Origin of the sequence: Streptomyces sp. ISL-100, assembly GCF_018614615.1 — a bacterium.
Classification (GTDB): domain Bacteria; phylum Actinomycetota; class Actinomycetes; order Streptomycetales; family Streptomycetaceae; genus Streptomyces.
Window position 1 is genome coordinate 78,334 of sequence record NZ_JAGGOK010000010.1, and the last position, 20,877, is coordinate 99,210.

18 protein-coding genes and 1 tRNA gene are annotated in these 20,877 nt (G+C 71.2%); 11 read left to right on the top strand and 8 right to left on the bottom strand.

Annotated features, from left to right (window positions below; translation table 11 throughout):
- Window positions 1–46: 46 nt before the first annotated feature.
- Window positions 47–643, bottom strand: coding sequence for a histidine phosphatase family protein (locus J7E89_RS05795; protein WP_214969116.1), 597 nt, complete (start codon window positions 641–643; stop codon window positions 47–49).
- A gap of 206 nt (window positions 644–849) precedes the next feature.
- Between J7E89_RS05795 and J7E89_RS05800 the strand changes: the two genes are divergently transcribed.
- The 7 genes from J7E89_RS05800 (at window position 850) to J7E89_RS05830 (ending at window position 7,323) form a co-directional block, all read left to right on the top strand.
- Window positions 850–1,797, top strand: coding sequence for a phosphatase PAP2 family protein (locus J7E89_RS05800; protein ID WP_214969119.1), 948 nt, complete (start codon window positions 850–852; stop codon window positions 1,795–1,797).
- A complete protein-coding gene (locus J7E89_RS05805) occupies window positions 1,715–2,881 on the top strand; it encodes a hypothetical protein (protein WP_374196791.1) in 1,167 nt (388 codons plus the stop codon). The genes J7E89_RS05800 and J7E89_RS05805 overlap by 83 nt, the downstream gene beginning before the upstream one ends.
- Window positions 2,882–3,011: 130 nt before the next feature.
- On the top strand, window positions 3,012–4,607 hold the full coding sequence (locus J7E89_RS05810; RefSeq protein WP_214969121.1) for a hypothetical protein: 1,596 nt from the start codon (window positions 3,012–3,014) through the stop codon (window positions 4,605–4,607).
- A complete protein-coding gene (locus J7E89_RS05815; RefSeq protein WP_214969123.1) occupies window positions 4,604–5,965 on the top strand; it encodes an AAA family ATPase in 1,362 nt (453 codons plus the stop codon). Before J7E89_RS05810 ends, J7E89_RS05815 begins: the two co-directional genes overlap by 4 nt.
- Window positions 5,966–6,125: 160 nt before the next feature.
- Window positions 6,126–6,467, top strand: coding sequence for a hypothetical protein (locus tag J7E89_RS05820; RefSeq protein ID WP_214969125.1), 342 nt, complete (start codon window positions 6,126–6,128; stop codon window positions 6,465–6,467).
- 138 nt (window positions 6,468–6,605) lie between these two features.
- Window positions 6,606–7,259 (top strand): bifunctional DNA primase/polymerase, encoded by a 654-nt coding sequence (locus J7E89_RS05825; RefSeq protein ID WP_214969128.1) that lies wholly within the window; start codon window positions 6,606–6,608, stop codon window positions 7,257–7,259.
- Window positions 7,250–7,323, top strand: a tRNA-Lys gene (locus tag J7E89_RS05830). The genes J7E89_RS05825 and J7E89_RS05830 overlap by 10 nt, the downstream gene beginning before the upstream one ends.
- 51 nt (window positions 7,324–7,374) lie before the next feature.
- Here the strand turns inward: J7E89_RS05830 and J7E89_RS05835 are convergent.
- Window positions 7,375–8,691: a M6 family metalloprotease domain-containing protein gene (locus J7E89_RS05835; protein WP_214969130.1), complete on the bottom strand. Its 1,317-nt coding sequence runs from the start codon at window positions 8,689–8,691 to the stop codon at window positions 7,375–7,377.
- A 339-nt stretch (window positions 8,692–9,030) separates the two neighbouring features.
- On the opposite strand from J7E89_RS05835, the gene J7E89_RS05840 reads away from it, so the two are divergent.
- Entirely contained in the window at window positions 9,031–10,851 is a 1,821-nt protein-coding gene (locus J7E89_RS05840) for an EAL domain-containing protein (protein ID WP_214969133.1), read from the top strand.
- Window positions 10,852–10,875: 24 nt separating this feature from the next.
- On the opposite strand, the gene J7E89_RS05845 is transcribed toward J7E89_RS05840, so the two are convergent.
- From J7E89_RS05845 to J7E89_RS05860, 4 genes are all read right to left on the bottom strand, one after another.
- The gene (locus tag J7E89_RS05845) at window positions 10,876–11,937 is read right to left on the bottom strand and encodes an LLM class flavin-dependent oxidoreductase (RefSeq protein ID WP_214969135.1); all 1,062 of its coding nucleotides are present in this window, start codon (window positions 11,935–11,937) and stop codon (window positions 10,876–10,878) included.
- Window positions 11,938–12,405: 468 nt separating this feature from the next.
- Window positions 12,406–13,128, bottom strand: coding sequence for an aspartate/glutamate racemase family protein (locus J7E89_RS05850; RefSeq protein WP_214969137.1), 723 nt, complete (start codon window positions 13,126–13,128; stop codon window positions 12,406–12,408).
- Window positions 13,125–13,940: a decarboxylase gene (locus J7E89_RS05855; RefSeq protein WP_214969139.1), complete on the bottom strand. Its 816-nt coding sequence runs from the start codon at window positions 13,938–13,940 to the stop codon at window positions 13,125–13,127. The genes J7E89_RS05850 and J7E89_RS05855 overlap by 4 nt, the downstream gene beginning before the upstream one ends.
- A 71-nt stretch (window positions 13,941–14,011) precedes the next feature.
- Window positions 14,012–15,295: a transposase gene (locus J7E89_RS05860; protein WP_308315350.1), complete on the bottom strand. Its 1,284-nt coding sequence runs from the start codon at window positions 15,293–15,295 to the stop codon at window positions 14,012–14,014.
- Between the two features lie 242 nt (window positions 15,296–15,537).
- On the opposite strand from J7E89_RS05860, the gene J7E89_RS05865 reads away from it, so the two are divergent.
- Entirely contained in the window at window positions 15,538–16,488 is a 951-nt protein-coding gene (locus J7E89_RS05865) for a D-2-hydroxyacid dehydrogenase (RefSeq protein WP_214969143.1), read from the top strand.
- Window positions 16,481–17,884, top strand: a complete 1,404-nt coding sequence (locus tag J7E89_RS05870) for an amidase (RefSeq protein ID WP_214969145.1) — start codon at window positions 16,481–16,483, stop codon at window positions 17,882–17,884. Before J7E89_RS05865 ends, J7E89_RS05870 begins: the two co-directional genes overlap by 8 nt.
- An 8-nt stretch (window positions 17,885–17,892) precedes the next feature.
- Here J7E89_RS05870 and J7E89_RS05875 read toward each other — a convergent pair whose 3' ends face one another.
- Together J7E89_RS05875 and J7E89_RS05880 are read right to left on the bottom strand one after the other, a co-directional pair.
- Entirely contained in the window at window positions 17,893–18,864 is a 972-nt protein-coding gene (locus J7E89_RS05875) for a helix-turn-helix domain-containing protein (protein ID WP_214969147.1), read from the bottom strand.
- Window positions 18,865–19,144: 280 nt separating this feature from the next.
- Window positions 19,145–20,449, bottom strand: coding sequence for a helix-turn-helix transcriptional regulator (locus J7E89_RS05880; protein WP_308315351.1), 1,305 nt, complete (start codon window positions 20,447–20,449; stop codon window positions 19,145–19,147).
- Between the two features lie 170 nt (window positions 20,450–20,619).
- Between J7E89_RS05880 and J7E89_RS05885 the strand changes: the two genes are divergently transcribed.
- A complete protein-coding gene (locus J7E89_RS05885) occupies window positions 20,620–20,832 on the top strand; it encodes a hypothetical protein (RefSeq protein ID WP_251060151.1) in 213 nt (70 codons plus the stop codon).
- Window positions 20,833–20,877: the final 45 nt, after the last annotated feature.

The following is a 20,877-nucleotide window of genomic DNA, read 5'->3' on the forward strand; positions in this document are numbered from 1 at the left end:
TCGAGCCGGCTGCGTCGTACGGCGTCAGGCCATGAGCGACGTCGGGTCAGCCGCCCAGATGCCCGACGTCGTTCCAGCGCTCGATCGCCGGGTCGCCGTACGCCCAGCCGAGGACCGACAGGGACGTCGGGTCCAGTCGGATGCGGGCGGCGAACGATACGTCCAGGCCCAGCCAGCGGGCGCCGATGGCGCGCAGGATGTGGCCGTGCGCGAAGACGAGCGCGTCGCGGTCGGCCGAGTGGGCCCAGGCGATGACCTCGTCCGCGCGGTCGGAGAGCTGCGCGAGCGTCTCGCCGCCCGGCACCCCGTCGCGCCAGATGAACCAGTCGGGCCGCTCCGCCTTGATCTGGGTGGGCGTCATGCCTTCGTACGCCCCGTAGTCCCACTCCATCAGCGCGTCCCACTCCTGCGCGCGTTCGCCGAACCCGGCGATCGCGCAGGTCTCGCTCGCCCGCCGGAGCGGGCTCGTGCGCACCTCGGCGTCCGGGAGGCCGTCGAGCGGCGCGCGGTTCAGGCGCTCGCCGAGCAGCTTCGCGCCGCGGCGGCCCTCGTCGAGCAGGGGGATGTCCGTCCTGCCGGTGTGCTTCCCCAGCAGGGACCATTCCGTCTGTCCGTGCCGGGCCAGCAGGATGCGCGGTGCCATGACGATGTCTCCCTGGACGGTGCGAAGGGCGGCCCACCATCATCGCGCACCGGGCGGAGGGGCAACCTCCGGGGGGATTTCCACGTCCACCTACTCGCGTACCGCTCGCGTACCCGGTGCGTGTACGCGTTCCCATACACCGTACGGTTGAAAGGGTGGCCAGTCAGCCCGTAGGCCGCACATGCAGACAAATGGAGATTGCCCGGATGCAGGACACCGCGCCCCGCCCAAGGCCCCGCTGGTGGACCGAGCTGCTGCTCATCGTGGTCGTCTACGCCGCGTACACCGGCGGCCGGCTGCTCGTACGCGGCGGCGAGGCGACTGCCGTGGAGCACGGTCTGGCGATACTGCGCGTCGAAAAGCTCCTGTATCTCAACGCCGAGCATCCCCTCAACCGGCTGTTCACCGCACACTCCTGGCTCGGGATACCCGCCGACTTCGCGTACGCGTCGCTGCACTACGTCGTCACCCCCGCGATCCTCGTCTGGCTCTTCCGGCGGCGCACGGTCCGCTACCGGGCCGCGCGGACCTGGCTGATGCTGTCGACCCTCCTCGGCCTGATCGGCTTCACGCTCATGCCGACCTGCCCGCCCCGCCTCCTCGAAGCGGGGCACGGTTTCGTCGACACGATGGCGCAGTACAGCGCGTACGGCTGGTGGGGCGCCGAGGCGAGCGCGCCGCGCGGGCTGGGCGGGTTCACCAACCAGTACGCGGCGATGCCGAGCCTGCATGTGGGCTGGGCGCTGTGGTGCGGGGTGATGCTGTGGCGGCACGGGCGTACGCCGCTGATGAAGTCGCTCGGTGTCGCGTACCCGCTGCTGACCACTTTCGTGGTCATGGGGACGGCCAACCACTACTTCCTCGACGCGGTGGCGGGCGCCGCCGTGATGGGCGTCGGACTGGGACTGACCAGGCCTTTCATGCGTTTGGCCAATCAGGTGCGGGACCGTTTCTTCCCGCAGTCGGGCGGGGTGAAATCCCTCGTTGCGGGCGGCGTTGTCAGTGCCGGATGCGAGACTTCCGAGGGTGAGCGAATCCCTGGGCAGCGGACCCGAACCAGCACCTCCGCGGGTGCCTCCGCAGGCGACGGCGGCAGCGGCAGCGAAAGCGCCGACGCGGGCGCCGGCGACGGCACTCCGGCAGCGGCTCGCTGAGCTGCGCGGCCCGTCCGTCGCACCGCTGCCCCTGGACGCGCGTGCGCTGGCGGCGCTCGCCGCCAACCCCGGCTGCAAGCGCCGCGCGCTGCTCGACGGCGCGGGGGTGAACAAGGCCGCGCTCGCCGCGGCGCTCGGATCCCCTTCCGCCTTCGGCCAGTCACAGTTCGCGTTCATGCGGGGCAATGCCTTCGAGGCCCGGGTCAAGGCCGACGGCGGCACGGAACTGATGCGGCTGCTGTACGAACGGATGGGCGCCACCACCGGCTGCGAGGCTCCCGTGCCCGGCGAGACGCACGTACCCGACCTGGCGGCGGCGGGCCCCGAGGGCCGGGCGGCGCGTACGGCGCTGGCGCTGCGCGCGGCCACGGCCGCCGGGGCCTGGGCGTTGCTCGACCACCCGATGCTGGCCCTGGAGGTGGCGGGTTCCCCCGCGTACCTGGAGCCCGACGCGGTGGTGGTGCACCCCGACGGCCACTGGACGGTCGTCGAGATCAAGTCCTTCCCCATGCTCGACGGCTCGGCGGACGCGGCGAAGGTGGGCGCGGCGGCGCGCCAGGCCGCCGTGTACGTCCTGGCGCTGGAGCGGGTCGCGGCAAAGGTGACGGGGGCCGAGGTGCGGCACTCGGTGCTGCTGGTCTGCCCCAAGGACTTCTCGAACCTGCCTGCGGCGTCGGTCGTCGACGTACGCAAGCAGCGATCGGTGACCCGGCGCCAGCTGGACCGCCTGACGCGCATCGAGGACTTGACCGCCGCGCTCCCTCCTGGCACGACGTTCGACGTCGACAGCCCGGCGGAGGACCTGGCAGCGGCGGTGGAGTCGGTCGACGCGGCGTACGCCCCGGAGTGCCTGGCCGCGTGCGAACTGGCCTTCCACTGCCGGGCGAAGGCGCGGGCGGCCGGCGCTGTGGAGGCGCTGGGCCGCAGTGTGCGCGGTGAGCTCGGCGGCCTGACGACGATCGGCGAGGTCCTGGCAGCGGCGGAGGGCGAGTCCGGCGACCCGGCCGACCCGACGGTGGCGGCGCTGCGCCGGGCGGCGACGCTGCGGTCGGAGGCGCTGGCGGTGTCGGAGGTCCGGTGCTGACGCCGGCCCAGGTCCCCCTGCTTCCATTTTCAGCCCCTCCGGCGTTTGAGGAGCGGGGTCTGGGGCGGAGCCCCAGCTTCGGGAAGGGGCGGGTGGGGGAACTTGCCCGCCGCCCACAGAAAGGCGCCACATGTCGCTGATCAGTACCCTCGCCCGGCTCGACGCCGTACGCAGCGGCCGCGCACAGACCCTGGCCACCGTCCGCCACCGGCACCTGTCCGAGCGCCCGATGGTCTTCGTGCCGCTGACCACCGCGGGCGAGGCCGGCGCGCCGCTCGGCGCGCTCGTCGGCACCGACCGGGAGGCCCCGCGGCTGCTCGCCGTGACGCAGCCCCGCGACCGCGACCTGCGGTTCGCGTTTCTCGCGGAGCTGGCCGAGACAGTCCTGCCGTACATCGACGGGTACGCCGACGACGTCGAGGCGGCGGAGCGCAACGAGACCGATCCCGAGACCGGGAAGCGGGTCAAGGTCGAGGTCGAACTGTGCGCGGACGCACCGCAATTGATCGTGCCGAGCCGGGCGGGCATCGAGTACGTACGGCTCCTCGGGCGTTCGATGCGATTCCGGCGTACGGTCGAGCAAGATCCGGACACCCCCTACCCCGCGCCGCCGCACATCCCGCTGCTCGGCCGCTGGCTGACGCACTACGGCGAGCGCGCCCGGGTGCCCGGGTCCTCTCTCCTCCTCGCGGCGACCGATCTGCTGGGCCGCCACTGGGCGACCGGGCAGTCCAACTTGGAGGACCAGCATCTGGGTGCGCTGCTGGCCTGGATCGACCCGGAGAATTCGGAGTGCGAGTCCGGCGCCGACGCGGCGCTGCGCGCGGAGCTGGAGCGCGACGCGGAAGGGCAGTTGGTGTGCCCGCCGGCCGGCCCCGCGACCGACCCGGCGTTCGACAACAAGCTGCTGGCCCCCGCGATCGACCGCTACGACCGGGCCCGCAAGGCGCTCGCCGCCGCCGAGGACGGCCTCGCGGCGGACGCGCACCTGGGTGAACTCGCCGCCGCCGAACGGCACATCCGTGAGCTGCTCCGGGCTCAGATGCTGCCCACCTGGAACGCCGTGTGGCGCGGGCTCGACCTGCTGCGGGAGCTGCCGGAGGGGACGCGGGCCGCGGACCGCTGGACGCGCGACCGCTGGTCGTACACCGGCCACCGCGACCGCGTACGGGCCGGGGAGCCGCCGCAGCCCCGGCGCGACGACGCGGTGACCGCCGCGCAGAAGCTCGCCTCCCGCGAGACCGCGCAGGCGCAGCTGGAGGCACAGGAGGCGCTCGACGATCCGCTGGTGATGGCCGGGCGGCGGCTCGCCGGCGAGGCGTTCACCAGCGAGGTCCTGGACGTGGTGATGACCATGAGCGAGGGCAAGCGGCCGAGCCCCCGCCCCCTGGTCACCGTCCGCACGGACGACGCCCCGCACCTGGGCGAGCGTACGAAGGTCTACCGCTCGCTGGACGGCAGGCCGCAGACCGCGGAGTTCGTACGGTACGAGGACGAGACCGGCGTCCTGGTGCTGCGGGTGACCGACAAGATGGGCCGCGGCAAGGAGCCGGCGCCGGGGTCCGTGCCGGAGAAGGGCGAGCGGATCTGCTGGACGCTCTTCGAGCACGACCAGCGCGGCGGCCCCCAGCTGCCCGATCCGGAAGCGACCCCCTGGACGCACGGCGGCCCGCCCGGCGCGGCTGCTGAGCACCCCGACCCCGTGACCCCGGAGGACCAGCTGTGAACCATCCCCTCTCCACCGGGGCCGGGGCTTCGCGCTTCGACCCCGGCGCCGAGGCCGGCCGCGCGACCGCGGCGATCCTCCACGACACGCTGCACGGCGCGCACCGCGGCGTTGTCGTGGACTCGCCGCCCGGTGCGGGCAAGTCGACGCTGGTGGTGCGGGCCGCGCTCGAACTGGCCGCCGCGGGACGCCCCTTGATGGTGATCGCGCAGACGAACGCCCAGGTCGACGACCTGGTGCTGCGACTGGCGGAGAAGGAACCGGGCCTCCCGGTCGGCCGCCTCCACAGCAATGACACCGACCCGTACGACAAGGCCCTGGACGACCTGGCGAACGTACGGAAGTCCGCGAAGGCGGGCGATCTGGCGGGCCTGGGCATCGTCATCTCGACGGCCGCGAAGTGGGCGCACGTGAAGACCACGGACCCGTGGACGCACGCGATCGTCGACGAGGCGTACCAGATGCGTTCGGACGCGCTGCTCGCCGTGGCCGGGCTCTTCGAGCGGGCGCTGTTCGTCGGCGATCCCGGTCAGCTGGACCCGTTCTCCATCGTTGGCGCCGAGCAGTGGGCGGGGCTGTCGTACGACCCGTCGGCCAGCGCGGTCTCGACCCTGCTGGCCCACAATCCCGAGCTGCCGCAGCACCGGCTGCCCGTGTCCTGGCGGCTTCCGGCGTCGGCCGCGCCGCTGGTTTCGGACGCGTTCTATCCGTACACCCCCTTCCGCAGCGGTACGGGCCACGGCGACCGGCGGCTCAGTTTCGGGGTTGCCTCCGACGGCTCCGGGCCCGACCGGGTGCTGGACGAAGCGGCCGCTTCGGGCTGGGGCCTGCTGGAACTTCCCGCCCGGCACACCCCGCGTACGGACCCGGAGGCGGTGCGGGCGGTGGCTCAGGTCGTACGCCGCCTCCTGGACCGCGGCGGCGCGGCGGTCAGCGAGCGTTCCCCCGACCCGGTCCCGGTGACGGCGGACCGCGTCGCGGTCGGGACGGCCCACCGCGACCAGGCGGCGGCGGTCCGGGCGGCGCTGGCCGACCTCGGCGTGGTGGGCGTCGCGGTCGATACGGCGAACCGGCTCCAGGGGCGAGAGTTCGACGTAACGGTGGTGCTGCACCCGCTGTCGGGGCGGCCGGACGCGACGGCGTTCCATCTGGAGACGGGGCGGCTGTGCGTGCTGGCTTCACGGCATCGGCACGCGTGCGTGGTGGTGTGCCGGGAGGGGGTGGCGGATCTGCTCGACGAGCATCCGTCGACGGAGCCGGTGCAGCTTGGCGTCACGGCCAAGTTCCCGGACGGGTGGGAGGCGAATCACGCGGTGCTGGCGCACTTGGCGGAACACCGGGTGCGGTACCGGGGGTGAGGAACTGGGGCTCTGCCCCGGACCCCGCTCCTCAAGCGCGGAGGGGCTGGGGGGAAAGCCCGCCGCAGGCGACGCCGTCGAGCCGAGGCGTACTTGCACGGTCCGGGACAATGGACGGTGGCCATCGAGCACGCATGGCCACGAGAGGGAAGGAAAACCCATGGCGGAACCCGAGCGCACCGAGCGGCGACTGCGCCCCGCGCCGCTGCTCTTCGAGCCTTCGGAGGCAGCCGCCGATCCCGAGCACTTCTTCGACCTGGAGTCGATGGAGGACCCCGGTGAGCTGCTGGAACGTGCCACGGAGCTGACGCTCGCGTTCCGGACCGCGGCCGACCGGGCCACCGAGTACCAGGCCATCGCGGCCGCCCAGCTGGCCGATCCCAAGCGCTTCGACCGGCTGTCCGCGGCGGACATCGCACAACGCGCCGACTGGACCGAGGACTACGCCAAGAAGATGGTCGAGTTCGGCCGCGACCTGCTGCGCGGCCCGAAGCATCCGTAACGGCAAGCATCCAATAACCGCGCCGCCAAAGGCTTGTGGCATATGCCGGGCCGCAAGATACCCCCTACCGCCCCGCCCTGTCCCGATTTCCAGCAACTCGCCGAAACGGAACGGCTACTCCCGGTAGATCTAGGCGCCATGACCGCCTGCAAGCAAAACGACGTCGCCCCGCACGCCTCGTACGCGCACTCCAACACCCCCGCCCACGTCACCGCCGCCGGAGCGGCCTGGCTCGCCTCCGCCGCCGCGTATCCGCGCAGCACGCTCTCGCTCTGGGAGACCCACCCCACCGACCCGTGCGTCCTGCCCTGCGGTTCCACGTTCGACGTCGTGAGCGTTCCCTCGGTCTTCGGCCGGCGCATGCTGGACCGGTTATGGGCGGACGGGCCCGGCTCCGGCCCGGTCGCCACCCACCGCGGCCGGATGCTGCTCTTCACCTGCCCCGGTACCGCCCACCGGCTCCCGTCGCTGCTCACCTGGGAGGAGTGGGGACGTACGGGGAACACCGCGGACGGCGGCGCGAAAGGCGCCGTGCCGCCTCCGGTCCTGTGTCACGGCTCGGGCGACGCCGTGACCGTCCCCCCGCTCAGCGAACCGGCCGCCTCCGCCGGCGCGGGACCGCGCTGGCTGGTCGCTCCCGACGTGCGCCATCCGTGGCTGCCGGGCCCCGAGGCGATGCTCTGGGCGTGCGTACGGGCGGCCCGCCCCGGCCCCGCCACCGAGGCCCGGATATCGATTTTTCCTCCCGCCGAACAGGGTGCTAATGTCTACGACGTCAGCAGGCGCCGCTAGCTCAGTTGGTTAGAGCAGCTGACTCTTAATCAGCGGGTCCGGGGTTCGAGTCCCTGGCGGCGCACAGACGGGAAAAGCCCCTCGCGAGAGTGAGGGGCTTTTTCGTTTCCCCGGGTCAGACGCCAGGTGTGATCCGTACCGTCCACCCGCCCGACCGCGTACGGTCCGCCACCTCCACCCGGGTCCCCTCCCCCGGCACCGTGAACGTCTCGCCCTCCCCCACCGGCGCGTCCGCCAGCGGCGGGTACACCGAGCGGTCCCAGCACGCGTCGGTCTCCGGGTGGGCGTCCACCACCTCGATCGGCCCGCCCCCGGAGGCCGCTCCGTTGCGTACCCGGTAGATCAGCACGCCCTCCGTGCACAGCGACTCATCGTTTCCGGCGCCACTGCGCGCCTCGACGGCCAGGACGCTGCCCTTCCCGGTCCGTACGACCGCGAGCCGCGTACCGCCCGTCGCGCCGCGGGGCAGCTTCGCCGCCAGCGGCTCCAGCGTGAGCCGGGTCGGGCCGGTCCCCTCCACGCAGGCCACCTGCCGCCGGTCCAGCCAGCCGAGCTTCCACTTGTGCCAGCCGAAGAGTTCCGGGGCGAGCCCGAACTGACTTCCCATGACGTCCCAGTCGCCGACGTACGTGTCCCAGTCGCCCTTGCCGTCCACCGGCCGGTGGTAGAGATCGGGGAGGTCGAAGACGTGACCCGTCTCGTGGGCCAGCACATTGCGGTCCGGCGGATGCTGTTCGAAGACGGTGACGATGCGCCTGATGTCCCGGCCGTCCGCGTGCAGCGGCTTGTCGAAGTTGACGACCTTGGTCGCGTCGGAGTCGACGCCGGGCGCGTCCGGGTCGGCGACGAGATAGACGATGTCGTACTGGGTGAAGTCGACCTGGTCTTCCGCCGCCGCCACCGCGTCGCGCAGGTACGCCGAGCGCCGCCCGGCGTCCCAGTCGCGCTCTATCCCGTACGCCGTGGAGTCCTGCGGCATCTCGACCCAATCGCGCTGCGGGTGCGCCCGCAGCGCGAATTTCCCGTACGAGGCGCGCCGGAAGAAGTCGCTGGTGCCCGGGAAGTAGTCGGCCGCGAGCTCGTCCGGGGAGGTCATGGGGGCCGAGTCGGGGAAGGCCAGGAAGATCATGACCGCGTTGAGGGTGCGTATGGGGCGCGGGTAGGCCGGGTTCCAGGTGTCGAGGCCAAGCGAGTGGTGCGCCGCGGTGCGCGTCAGCACGCACGGCCCGTCGCCCCGCGCCGCCACCGCGGGGCGCGCGACGAGCGAGGTGGCGGCGAGCGCCGTGAGGGAGGTGAACACGGCGGCCGTACTGCGCAGGCGCTCCCGCCGGCATCGGCGGGACGGGGCGGCTCGGGGGTCGGCTCCCCCGGGTGTCTGCTGGCGGACCACGTCGACCTCCGGGTACGGAAATACGGGACACGCCACCCACATTGTTGGGTTTTCGTGTGATACGCCCTGTTCCACTGCCCCACACGGGTGACCAGCACCTCCGGCGGCCATCGGGGCGCCGACACCCCGACGGGCTCACGGAAAGTCACAATCGATCACGCAGGAACACTGCAAGGCGCACCTGTGCAGAAACGATCGCCCGCGGCCCTCCCGTGCTCGGGGTCACGGCGGCGTAGCTGGATCGGCCGTCCCGGCAGCCTCTATGATCGGCACACTTTCCTGCGTGGAATCCGCCCCGTGCGGTGGTCCCCCACCCCGCCGACGACTCCGACGACCTCTGTAAGCGACCAAAAAGTGATCGATGCCCTGCGGGAGCGAGCGGTGAGCGGAACCTCCGAAGGACCCGGTTCAGCACCCGATACGATCCGGCCAACCGTCACACAGAGTAACGGCGCCGGTCGCTCGGCGTCCGAGCTGCGCGACTACCGGGCGGCCTGGAACGCGGCACAGCTCGCCATGGCTGTCGTGGACCGCGATGGCCTCGTTGTCACCGCCAATCCCGCCCTCGCGGGGCTCCTCGGCACGGAAACCCTCCAGCTGCGTGAACAGTCCGCCGCGGACCTCCTCGACCTGGCATCCGACGCCCGCAGCTTCCACGCCTACCTCGAAGTCCTCGCCGGCCGACGCGCCCGATTCCGCTGCACGCGCAGGCTCAAACACCCGGACGGCCGCTCGCTGTGGGCCGAGGTCACCATCACGCCCGTACCGGACAACGGCACCGTCCTGCTGTCGGTCGCGGACACCAGCGACCGGCGCGAGCTCCAGGCCAGGCTGCGCCATCTCCAGATGCACGACCCGGTGACCCGGCTCCCGAACCGCACGCTCTTCTTCGAGCGCCTCACCTCCGCGCTGGAGAATTCGGCATACGGCGACGGGGGTGACGGTGGTGACGGGCGCACCGGCCGGATCGGCGTCTGCTATCTCGACCTCGACGGGTTCAAGGCCGTCAACGACACGCTCGGCCACCGCGTCGGCGACCGGCTGCTGACCGCCGTGGCCTCGCGGCTGGCCAGGTGCGCCGACCAGTACGGCTACGCGCGGGCCGGCAGCCATCTGGTCGCGCGGCTCGGCGGCGACGAGTTCGCGCTGCTCGTCGAGGACTCCACCGGTACGGAACAGCTCGCCGACCTCGCGCAGGCCGTACTGACCGCCCTTCAGCAGCCCTTCGACCTCGGAGGGCAGCGGCTGGCGGTGTCCGCCTCCATCGGGGTCGTGGAGCGGCTGGCGGCCGGGACCACCGCGACCTGTCTGATGCAGGCCGCCGACACGACGCTGTACTGGGCGAAGGCGGACGGCAAGGCGCGCTGGACGCTCTTCGACCCCGAGCGCAACGCGCACCGCATGACCCGCCAGGCCCTGTCGAGCACGCTTCGCCCGGCCGTCGAGCGCGGCGAGTTCACGCTGGAGTACCAGCCGCTGGTGGACCTGGAGGGCGGCGGCGTACGCGGGGTGGAGGCGCTGGTCCGCTGGGAACATCCGCAGTTCGGGACGCTGGCGCCGAATCGGTTCATCTCGATTGCCGAGGAGGACGGGTCGATCGTCCAGCTCGGCCGGTGGGTACTGCGGACCGCGTGCCGGCAGGCCCGGCAGTGGCAGATCGCGCACCCCGGCACCCCGCCGATCTTCGTCAGCGTCAATGTCGCCGTACGCCAGGTGTGGGATTCGGATCTGGTGGCCGATGTCGCCGAGATCCTCGCCGAGACGGGGCTCGCGCCGCATCTGCTGCAACTGGAGCTGACCGAGTCCGCGGTCATGGGCTCGGCCGGACGGCCGCTGCAGGCCTTGCAGGCGCTGAGCGACATGGGCGTACACATCGCGATCGACGACTTCGGGACCGGCTACTCGAATCTCGCGTATCTGAGCCGGCTGCCTGTCTCGGTGCTCAAGCTGGACGGGTCTTTCGTGCGCGGCTTCCAGGACGAGGCCCACGCCAACCCGGCTGACGAAACGATTGTCGAGGCGCTGGTGCAGCTCGCGCACCGGCTGGGGCTGACGGTCACGGCGGAGTGCGTGGAGACGTCCGGGCAGGCGGCGCGGCTGCGGCGGATCGGGTGCGACACGGGGCAGGGGTGGCTGTACTCGCGCGCGGTGACGCCGGAGCGTATCGCCGCGATGATCGCCGTCATTCCGCAGCGGGTCTGACGGCGACCGCCGCGAGGTTACGCGTTACGTCCGGGGCAGGCCGTACGCGTCCGCGATGAGCTCGTACGAGCGCAGGCGGGCGTCGCCGCCGTGGGCGTTGGCCGTGATCATCAGCTCGTCCGCGCCGGTGCGCTTGGCCAGGTCGTCGAGGCCGGTGCGGACCTCGTCGGGGGTGCCGTGGATGACGTTGCCCAGCCAGCTGTCGACGAACTCGCGCTCCATGGAGCTGAAGTTGTACGCCGCAGCCTCGTCGGGTGTCGGGATCAGTCCGGGGCGGCCGGTGCGCAGGCGGACCATCGACAAGGCGCCGGTGAGGACCTGGCGGCGGGCCTCCTTCTCGTCGTCCGAGGCGAGCGCCGAAACGCCGATGAGGGCGTACGGGGCGTCGAGGACGGCCGAGGGGCGGAACGACTCGCGGTAGAGGTCGAGCGCCGGGATGGTGTTCTGCGCCGAGAAGTGGTGGGCGAAGGCGAAGGGCAGGCCGAGGGTGGCTGCGAGGCGGGCACTGAAGCCGGAGGATCCGAGCAGCCAGATCGGGGGGCGGGCGGCGGGGCCCTGGACCGGGCCGGGGACCGCGTGGATGCGGGCGTAGGGGTGGCCGTCGGGGAAGTCGTCGTCGAGGAAGCGGGTCAGCTCGGCGAGCTGCTGCGGGAAGTCGTCGGCGCCTTCGCGGAGGCTTTCGGTGCGGCGGAGGGCGGCTGCGGTGGCGCCGTCGGTGCCGGGGGCTCGGCCGAGGCCCAGGTCGACGCGGCCGGGTGCGAATGCTTCGAGCGTGCCGAACTGTTCGGCGATGACCAGCGGTGCGTGGTTGGGCAGCATGACGCCGCCGGAGCCGAGGCGGATGCGGTCGGTGTGGGCGGCGATGTGGGCCAGGATCACTGCCGGGGAGGAGCTGGCGACGCCGGGCATGGAGTGGTGCTCGGCGACCCAGTAGCGGTGGAAGCCGCGGGTCTCGGCCTGGCGGGCGATGGCGACGCTGGTGCGCAGGGCGTCGGTGGCGGTGGTGCCGCGGCCGACTGTGGCCAGGTCGAGTACGGAAAGGGGTACTGGCGCGCTTCCGCTCGCCGTGCCTCGGATCGCGTCCACCGGTGTTTCCTCCTGGGGTGTGGTGTGGTGCGGGTGCGGTGCGGTGCGTGCACCGAGTGCGCCAACAGGAGGGGGGCTCCGGTTATTCCCCCGGGGTGGGGCGCCGGTACGCTTGCGGCGGGCCTTTCCCCACCCCGCCCCTTCCCGAACTGGGGCAAGCCCCAGCCCCCAGACCACACAGACGCCCTGCGGGCGTGTCCTCAAGCGCCGGACGGGCTGGATTTTGCTGAGCTGGAGTCCCAGGGCGCGGCAATTTCACGGAGCACGGCAATTGCGCGGAGCGCGGCGACCTCGAGCTGGGGCGAAGCCCTCAGCTCGGATGAGCCCCTGGGCAACTCCAGCCCCTCCGGCGTTTGAGGAGCAGGGTCTGGGGCGGAGCCCCAGCAACGTACCCCGGCGACACCTCAGCCCCTCCGGCGTTTGAGGACCGGGGCCTGGGGCAGCGCCCCACAGGCCCGCCGCAGGCGGCTACTCGCGGGTTGCGAACAGCGTGCCCAGCCGCTTGGAGCGGACCCGGCGGCCCGCCAGCCGCAAGCCCTCCCACACCGTGACCTGGTTCGCCGTGAGGACCGGCTTGCCCAGCGTCTCCTCCAGCTCCGGGATGTACGCCGCCGTATGCAGCGCCGTATCCGGCAGCAGCACCGCCTCCGCGTCCGGATGGTCACCCGCGCGGGCCAGCTCCAGGACCTCCTCCCGGCCCCAGGTGCCCACCTCCGCGGCCGTGATGATGCCGCTGCCGCGCTCCGCGACCACCTCGATGTCCGCCGCCTTGAGAAAGTCGGTGAAGTACGCCGCCACGTCGTCGGGGTACGTCGCCGCGACCGCGACCCGGGCCGCGCCCACCTCCCGTACCGCGTGGGCGAACGCGAACGACGTACTGGACGCGGGCAGGCCGGCCGCGCGCGCCAGGGACCGGACCTGTTCGTGCGCGCCGTCCCAGCCGAAGACGAAGCTGCCGCTCGTGCAGGCCCACACCACCGCCTCCGCGCCCGCCAGCCGCAGTTCCTCCACCTTGGCCGCAAGACGCGCCGGCGAGCCCATCTCCAGCAGGGCGTCGACGCGGTGCGCGTCCTCGCCGATGTCGGTGTGGACGACGTACAGCCGCACATCGCTGTCCAGCAGCAGCATCTCGATCCGCGGGTAATCGTCCTCCGCGGAGTGACCTGGGTAGAGAAACCCGACCGCTGTCATGACCATCCTTCCTGTTGCTGGGGCCGCTGGGGCTCCTGGGGCTGCTCCAGCGGCTGCGCCTGCGACCGCGTCCGCGCCGCCTCGTCGATCAGCAGCTGCTGGTACGGCCCCACGGCGCACGCCCCGATCCGCCGCAGCGCGGACCACATCGTGACCTGGTTCGCGGAGAGCACCGGCATCCGCAGCTCCGCCTCCAGCTGCGGAATCACGTCGTACGTCGGAAGATTCGTACAGCTGATGAAGAGGCAGTCGGCCGCCCCCACCACCGCCTGTCGGGCCATGTCGACCACATCCCGGTAGGGGACTTTCCAGATGTGACTGGTCAGTCCGAGGAAAGCGCGTCCCGTGACCGCTATCCCCGCCTGCGCGAGATATTCCTCCAAAGAGCGCGTCACTGATTCGGTGTACGGGGTGACGAGCGCGATCCGCCGCGCGCCCATCTCGCCGAGCGCGTCGAGCAGCGCGCCCGACGTGGTGACCGCGGGCAGCTCGCCGGCCTGGGCCATCGCCGCGCACATGGCCCGTTCGCCGGCCACTCCGCCGACGAAGCTCCCCGACGTACAGGCGTACGCGACGACTTCGGGCGCCACCGCGGTCAGCGCCCGCACCGCCTCGCGCAGCGTCTGGTGTTCGCTGACCAGGCGGGCCAGATCGAGGCTGACCTCGACGGGAACGAAGGGGGTCCGGGTGAGATGCAGCGAGATTTCGTCGGGGACCCAGCGCCACAGCTCCCGGTCCAGCGCGAAGTCGAAGGGGGCCACGACGCCTACGCCGCGTTGTGGCCTTGGTCCGCCGAGGAAGGAGATGTCCAATGCGGCCCCCAGGGGGTGCGTGTGTTGACGACCTTGAAGTGCTCTCCGGGCCGAAGCCGGGAGATTCCTGCCTACCTTGCGGTGGCGGGCTTGACGCGACGTGCGCGCCTGGCGACTGCCCTCCCGGCAGCCGGGACGAGCGCGAGGCCCGCCCGGTACAGGTGCAAGATGTTCCGGCCTGCGTTGTGGTCGGCATTGCCCACCCAGCCGCAGTCGGGGTTCTTGCACACGAACACGGCCTGGGACTCCCGGCTGCCCGGTGTGGTCAAGCCACACTCGGAGCAGCGTCGGGATGTGCCCGGGGTGGGGACCTTGTGCAGAGTGCCGCCCTCGCGGGCGCTCTTGTACGTCAGCATCGTCACGGCCCGGCCCCACGCTTCTTGGCTGATGGAGCGGTTCAGGCCGGATTTCTGGGCGACGTTCTTCCCCGGCTGCTCATGGGTTCCCTTGCCGGATTTGACCATGTTCGTGATGCTGAGTGCTTCCACCACGACCGTGCCATATGTCTTGGCGATGTGGGTGGTGGTCTTGTGCTGCCAGTCGACGGCCCTGCGCTTGGCTTTCGCGCAGAGCCGACCAATCTGGTCATAGGTACGGTGCAGCCGCCTGGAGGTGGACCTGGCGGCCTTGCGGTGTGTCTTGCGCCGCGCGGCGCGTTGCTCCAGGCGCAGGAGTTTGGCCTGCTCGGACTGGGTGAGCCACGGGTCGTGGTCGTAGGTGGTGCCGTCTGAGAGGGCGAGGGGCACGGTGACGCCGACGTCGATGCCGACTTCTGGGCCGGTGTGGTTGTCCGGCCGGGGTTCCACCGTCTGAAGGCGGAAGGCGATGTGCCAGCCGAGCGCGTCTTTGACCAGGCGGGCCCCGGTGATCCGGTTGTCCGCGTTGGCCCGCTTGCCGACGGGTAGGTCCTTGGTCCAGCGGAACCGGACCCTTCCGACCTTGGGAATGTTCACCTGGCCCCAGCGGCGGTGCACACGGCTGATGTTCAGATCCCGGCCCTGCGGAATGTCCACGGACATCACCGACCGAAAACGCCCCTTGAAGTTGGGGGCCTCCGCACGCCCGTCCCAGCAATTCTTCCACGCCTGGAAGTACGTCTTCAAGACCGCCTGCGCGGCCTGCGCCGGGAGCACGGCGAGGAAATCGATGTCACCCCGGGCCTGGCGGATCGCGGCATCCGCGTTGGCCAGGGTCCGCTTGCCCTTCGGCATCATCTGCCACCACGCGTGCAGCAGATTCCACATCGTGCGCGCCGCATGAGCCTGCTCATCCGCCCTGGCCACAAGCACCGGAGACAACGCCAGACGGGCACGATGCCCGAACTGCCGCTTCCCATACACACGTTCCGTGCTCACACGATCACCGTATCGCCTCATACAGGCCACCACATGCTCGAATCCGAACCCCGCCCTACACAGCGGTCACTCCATGCGCAACACCCACAAAGAACACCTCCTGTCGCCATCTCGGGCAGGAGTAAGGATGCGTTTTCCCTCCCCCGTAAACACAGGGGTGCCCAGCGCAGGATCAGAGGTAAATTCGGGTGCGAGCGTGGTCGATCCGCATATCTCAGACGTGTCGAAGGGGTTTTACCTCCATGTCCGAAGAGACCCTTCTTGTGCTCGACGCCGATCCGCCGCCCCGCCTGGGCCGGCTGACCGGACGCGCCCGCATTCTGCACGGTGACGAGTCCACGCTCGCCCGTCAACTGCCGCTCGCCGATGTGCTTCTGGTCTGGGACTTCACCTCCGATGCGGTACGCCGCGCCTGGCCGGGCGACGGGCCTCGGCCGCGCTGGGTGCACACCGCCAGCGCCGGGGTCGACCATCTGCTCTGTCCCGAGCTGGTGGCGTCCGACACGGTGGTGACCAACGCCCGCGGAATCTTCGATCTGCCGATCGCCGAGTACGTATCCGGCCTGGTCATCGCCATGGCGAAGGACCTGCCCGGCACGCTGGAGCTCCAGCGGCAGCGGCGCTGGCGCCACCGGGAGACCCTGCGCGTGGCGGGGAGCAGAGCGGTGATCGTCGGTTCCGGGCCCATCGGGCGGGAAATCGCGCGCCTCCTCCAGGCTATCGGGGTTGTCACCGCTCTGGTCGGTCGGACCGCGCGCCCCGGCGTGCACGGCGCGCAGGAGCTGACCCCATTGCTCTCACGCGCCGACTGGGTGGTGTGCGCGGCGCCGCTAACCGACGCGACGCGCGGGATGTTCGACGCGGCGGCATTCGGCGTAATGCCACCGTCGGCCCGCTTCATCAATGTGGGGCGCGGCCCGCTCGTCGTCGAGGACGATCTCGTCGCGGCCCTCCAGAAGCGGTGGATCGCGGGCGCGGCGCTCGACGTGTTCGGCGCGGAACCGCTGCCGCCGGGGAGCCCTTTGTGGGACGTCCCGGGCCTGACCGTGTCCCCGCACATGAGCGGCGACACGGTCGGCTGGCGCGACGAGCTTGGCGCGCAATTCGTTGAATTGTATGAACTTTGGGCCGCCGGAAGCCCTCTGCCGAACGTGGTGGACAAGAAACGTGGGTACGTCCCCATGCATGACTGACCTGAGCGCACTGACCGCCCGACAACTGCTGGCCGGGTACGACAAGGGTGAGTTCTCCCCCGTCGATGCGACCCGCGCCGCCCTGGCCCGGATCGAAGCCGTGCAGCCGCTCGTCAACGCCTTCGTCCGGGTCGACGCAGACGACGCACTCGCACAGGCGGAGGCGTCCGCCGCGCGGTGGAGGAGGAAGGAGCCGCAAGGTCTGGTCGACGGGGTGCCGGTGTCGGTGAAGGATCTGCTGCTGATGCGGGGCGGGCCGACGCTGCGGGGCTCAAGGACGACGCGGGCGCAGGGCAGCTGGGACGAGGATGCGCCGTCGGTCGCGCGGCTGCGGGAGCACGGCGCGGTGTTCCTCGGCAAGACGACCACGCCCGAGTTCGGGTGGAAGGGCGTGACCGACTCGCCCCTGAGTGGCGTGACCGGCAATCCGTACGATCCGTCGCGCACGGCGGGCGGCTCCAGCGGCGGCAGCGCGGCGGCCGTGGCGCTCGGGGCGGGCCCGCTGTCGCTCGGCACGGACGGCGGAGGTTCGGTCCGCATCCCGGCGTCCTTCTGCGGGATCTTCGGTCTGAAGCCGACGTACGGACGGGTGCCCCTTTACCCCTCCAGCCCCTTCGGGACGCTCGCGCACGTGGGCCCGATGACACGGGACGCGGCGGACGCGGCGCTGCTGATGGACGTCATCAGCGGGCCCGACTGGCGCGACTGGTCGCAGCTGGCGCCCGGTGGGAGCATGACCGCGGCCCTGGAGGGTGGCGTGAAGGGGCTTCGGGTGGCGTACTCGGCGTCCTTCGGCGGGCAGGTGGCGGTACGGCCGGAGGTGGCGGCGGCGGTGCGTGCGGGGGTGGGGGCGCTGGCCGAGGCGGGAGCGTACGTCGAAGAGGCGGACCCGGACTTCGCCGACCCGGTGGAGGCCTTCCACACGCTGTGGTTCAGCGGGGCGGCGCGGCTGGTGCAGCACTTCGGCAAGGAGCAGCGGGAGCTGCTGGATCCGGGCCTGCGCGAGATTGCGGGGATGGGGGCGCGGTACAGCGCGCTGGACTATCTGGCGGCCGTCGATGTCCGCATGGATCTCGGCCGGCGCATGGGGCGCCTCCACTCGGCGTACGACCTGCTGGTCACGCCGACCCTGCCGATCACCGCCTTCGGGGCGGGGGACGAGGTGCCCAAGGGCTCGGGCCACCGCCGCTGGACCGGCTGGACCCCGTTCACGTACCCCTTCAACCTCACCCAGCAGCCCGCGGCGACGGTGCCCTGCGGCCTGGACGCGGGCGGCCTGCCCATCGGTCTGCAACTTGTGGCCGCACGCCACCGGGACGACCTGGTAATGCGCGCGGCACACGCGCTGTACGGGACGGGGGTAGCCGCGGGCACGGGCGCCCCGCCACTGCCGTAGGCGCCCCGCTAGGCGGCGAGGGCGGTCGCGAGTACGGGTCGGATCCGGACCTCGTCGTCGGCCTCGACGCGGCACTCGCGGCACTTCGCACCGCGTACGTGGGACCGGAAGGCGCGTTCACAGCCGTCGCAAGTCTGGAGGGGGGCGCGGGTGACGGATGGCGGCGCGTAGAGGGAGCAGCCCGGCGGGGCGGAGACCGGAAGAGGTGGCGGCAGGAGTACGGCCAGCCGGTGAGCAACGAGCCCGGCGGGACGGTGGATGGGTTCGTCGGGCAACCGCGTAAGCAGCGCGCGGCGTACGTCGGTGACGCTGAGGTCCCGCTCCAGCCAGGCGGCCACGGCGGGCACGAGCCGATCGATGTCCCCCTCGGCGAGCCTGAGCCGGGAGTCGAGGCCACGGAGTCCCGCGAGGAGGTCGCCGGCGGTGCGGCGGATCTCGGGCGTGGGCTCGGACATGGGCAAGGGAAGCGGTAGTCGGGGCTTCACTGTTGCCGTAGGCACGTCCACGACGCTCGACTTCGACGGAGCCACAGCCTCCGACTCGGACGGCGGCACGGCCGCCGCCACCTCCGCCCCACTCGGCACCTCCGGCGCACCGACGAGGTCCGCGAAGACGGCCCGCACACCGGCCGCCGGGTTTTCGTAGAAGACCGTGCGGGTCACGACTTTCCCGCAGGCAGTCCGCTCCTTGGACCGCACAAGGTAACCGTGCGCCTCCAACTCCCTCAACGCGGAGGCGATCCGCCCCTCGCCCTCGGCGAACTTCTTCGCCAGCTCCTTGATGCCGATCCGGAAGCCGTCGGGCAGCGACTGGATGTACGCGGCGAGGCCGATCGCGGTCAGCGACAGGTCGGGGTGCTGCGTGAGGTGGTTGCCGAGCACGGTGAAGCGTTCCGTGTGCCGGAACTTGATGTGCCGGACACCGGCGGCGGAACCGCCGGACCGCGAGCGCGCGGGCGCGCTAAGGTTCTTCTCAGCCATGGGGAAGGGTTTGCTTCCTGCGTGGTGAGGCCCCGGTCGGGATGCCCGTCCCGGCCAGGGGCCGTCAAAGTTTGTGGAGTTGTCTGCTGCGGCAGCACATTAGCCCGCCAACTCCCGCACGCCGCACCCGAATTCCCTCAATCACCCGTGTGGGTGACGAAAGACGGGGTGGGGTGGGAAGGATTCCTTTCTCCCAAGTTGTTAAGTGTTTTTGCGTCGCGGACGGCCGGGTCGCGGTTCACCAGGTCGCGGCAGCCACGATCCGGCCGAAGCGGGCATTTCACAGCGCCAGCCGTGCGGCTTGCTCCCGAAGTTCCTGGGCTTCAGCGACGCTCTCGTATCGCCCGAGGCGGGCGTGCATGTCCTGGGCGGCATCGTGGACCTTGACCGACTTGATCCCCTCCGCACAGTCCACGAATTCGCCCCAGGTGGCAAAGGCGGCGTCCGGGTCGCCCTGGCGGAGCTGGACCTGGCCGAGGTCGGCCAGGACGATCGCGCGACTGCGGCGACGGTCGAGGCCGTGGATTTCGAGGGCCTGGTGCAGGTGCTCGGATGCTCCGTCGAAGTCCCCGAGCCGGGCCAGGATCATCCCCGAGTGGTGGGCCCACCGGCCGATGTCGAAGTGGGAGGCCCACGACTCGCCCGGTACAAGGCTTGAGCGTTCGATGGCGGTCTGAGAGGCGCCGAGAGCCCGGGCGGCGGTGGCGCGGTCGCCGTCGTGGGCGGCGGCGTCCGCCAACGTGGTCTGGTAGTACGAGACGGCCCGCGGATCGGACAGGTGCCTGGCTTGTTCGACGCACTTCTCCGCCAGCCGTACGGCGACCGCCCGATATCCGAGGTCGATGGCTTGCACCGCCAGCCCGCGCAGGGCGGTCGCGGACAGTTCGGGGTCACCGGCTTCGGCTGCCAGCTTGTGAGCGTGAACGTAATACTGCTGGGCCCGGCCCTGGTTGCCTTCGTCCTGGGCCATCCACCCGGCCAGATGTGCGAGTTGGGACGTGGCGGCGAACAGTTCGCTGCCGACTGCGGCGGTGAATCTGCCGTTGAGCCAGCCCGCCACATCTTCGGTCAGGTAGCGCACGACTAGGTGGCGGGCGTGGCCACCCCCGTGTTCTGCTGCCGCATCGCCCAAGACCCGAGCCATCTGCCGCACAGCCTGGACCTCACCCACCCCGACCCGTACAGCTCCGGCACGGGCAGTACGGGTGCGGCGTTCGATGGCCGCCAGATCCGGCAGCGCGAGCGCGCTCAGGGCATATGCACTGGACCCGGCCAGGAAATCCCGGCGTTGCACATCGCTCCTTCCCACGTCAATGACTGACGCCACGGTATCCACGACGGCGTCGATCGGCTCGGCGTTATCGCCGACCTGGAGGCTTTCCAGGTCAAGGACTTGCACGAGGTACAGCCGCCAGTAATCGGGCTCGCGTTCTCCAGCCATCCACTTGCGGACGTACTGGCGGCTGAGCCCGTCAGGTCCCCGGCCTTCCGCGATGCCCAACTCGCGGGCCAGTTTCGCCGGCCCCCATCCGCGCGCTTCGCACGCCGGCCGGATCAGGTGTCCGATCGGCTCGTCGTCTCGCACGTCGCGCCCCTCCCTGCATGGGTTACGCGGGACTACACGGGATTACAGCCTGGCACCTCTACGAGGGCCTTACCCGTCTGTTGACTGAACTTCACGCACCTCGGCGAACGGGTGCTGTTCGGCGACCAGTTCGGACGCCACCACCGTCCACGGACACAAAGGAGCCAGTAGTGATCAGCCACGTGACACCGATCCAGCGCGATGTGACCTATGACCATCGCGCCCAGCAGATGGCGATGCCCGTCGCAGTCCACCACCACTCCGGCAGCAAGGAGGAATCGATCCTCGTCCTCACCTCTGACGAAGTGGAGCTGTATTCCGCTCAGTTCGACAGGGTGATTCGGCAGCGCGCGACGGCCAGGGGCGAGGGGCCGGCCAGGTGACCCGGCAACTTATGCCCTCGGAGGCGAACCCTTCGGCCAGGCCAA

Coding starts and splice junctions, on each gene's coding strand:
- J7E89_RS05820 (WP_214969125.1), top strand. CDS start 6,126: ATGGCGGAACCCGAGCGCACCGAGCGGCGACTGCGCCCCGCGCCGCTG.
- J7E89_RS05795 (WP_214969116.1), bottom strand. CDS start 643: ATGGCACCGCGCATCCTGCTGGCCCGGCACGGACAGACGGAATGGTCC.
- J7E89_RS05800 (WP_214969119.1), top strand. CDS start 850: ATGCAGGACACCGCGCCCCGCCCAAGGCCCCGCTGGTGGACCGAGCTG.
- J7E89_RS05825 (WP_214969128.1), top strand. CDS start 6,606: ATGACCGCCTGCAAGCAAAACGACGTCGCCCCGCACGCCTCGTACGCG.
- J7E89_RS05875 (WP_214969147.1), bottom strand. CDS start 18,864: ATGGCTGAGAAGAACCTTAGCGCGCCCGCGCGCTCGCGGTCCGGCGGT.
- J7E89_RS05870 (WP_214969145.1), top strand. CDS start 16,481: ATGACTGACCTGAGCGCACTGACCGCCCGACAACTGCTGGCCGGGTAC.
- J7E89_RS05850 (WP_214969137.1), bottom strand. CDS start 13,128: ATGACAGCGGTCGGGTTTCTCTACCCAGGTCACTCCGCGGAGGACGAT.
- J7E89_RS05835 (WP_214969130.1), bottom strand. CDS start 8,691: ATGTGGGTGGCGTGTCCCGTATTTCCGTACCCGGAGGTCGACGTGGTC.
- J7E89_RS05865 (WP_214969143.1), top strand. CDS start 15,538: ATGTCCGAAGAGACCCTTCTTGTGCTCGACGCCGATCCGCCGCCCCGC.
- J7E89_RS05810 (WP_214969121.1), top strand. CDS start 3,012: ATGTCGCTGATCAGTACCCTCGCCCGGCTCGACGCCGTACGCAGCGGC.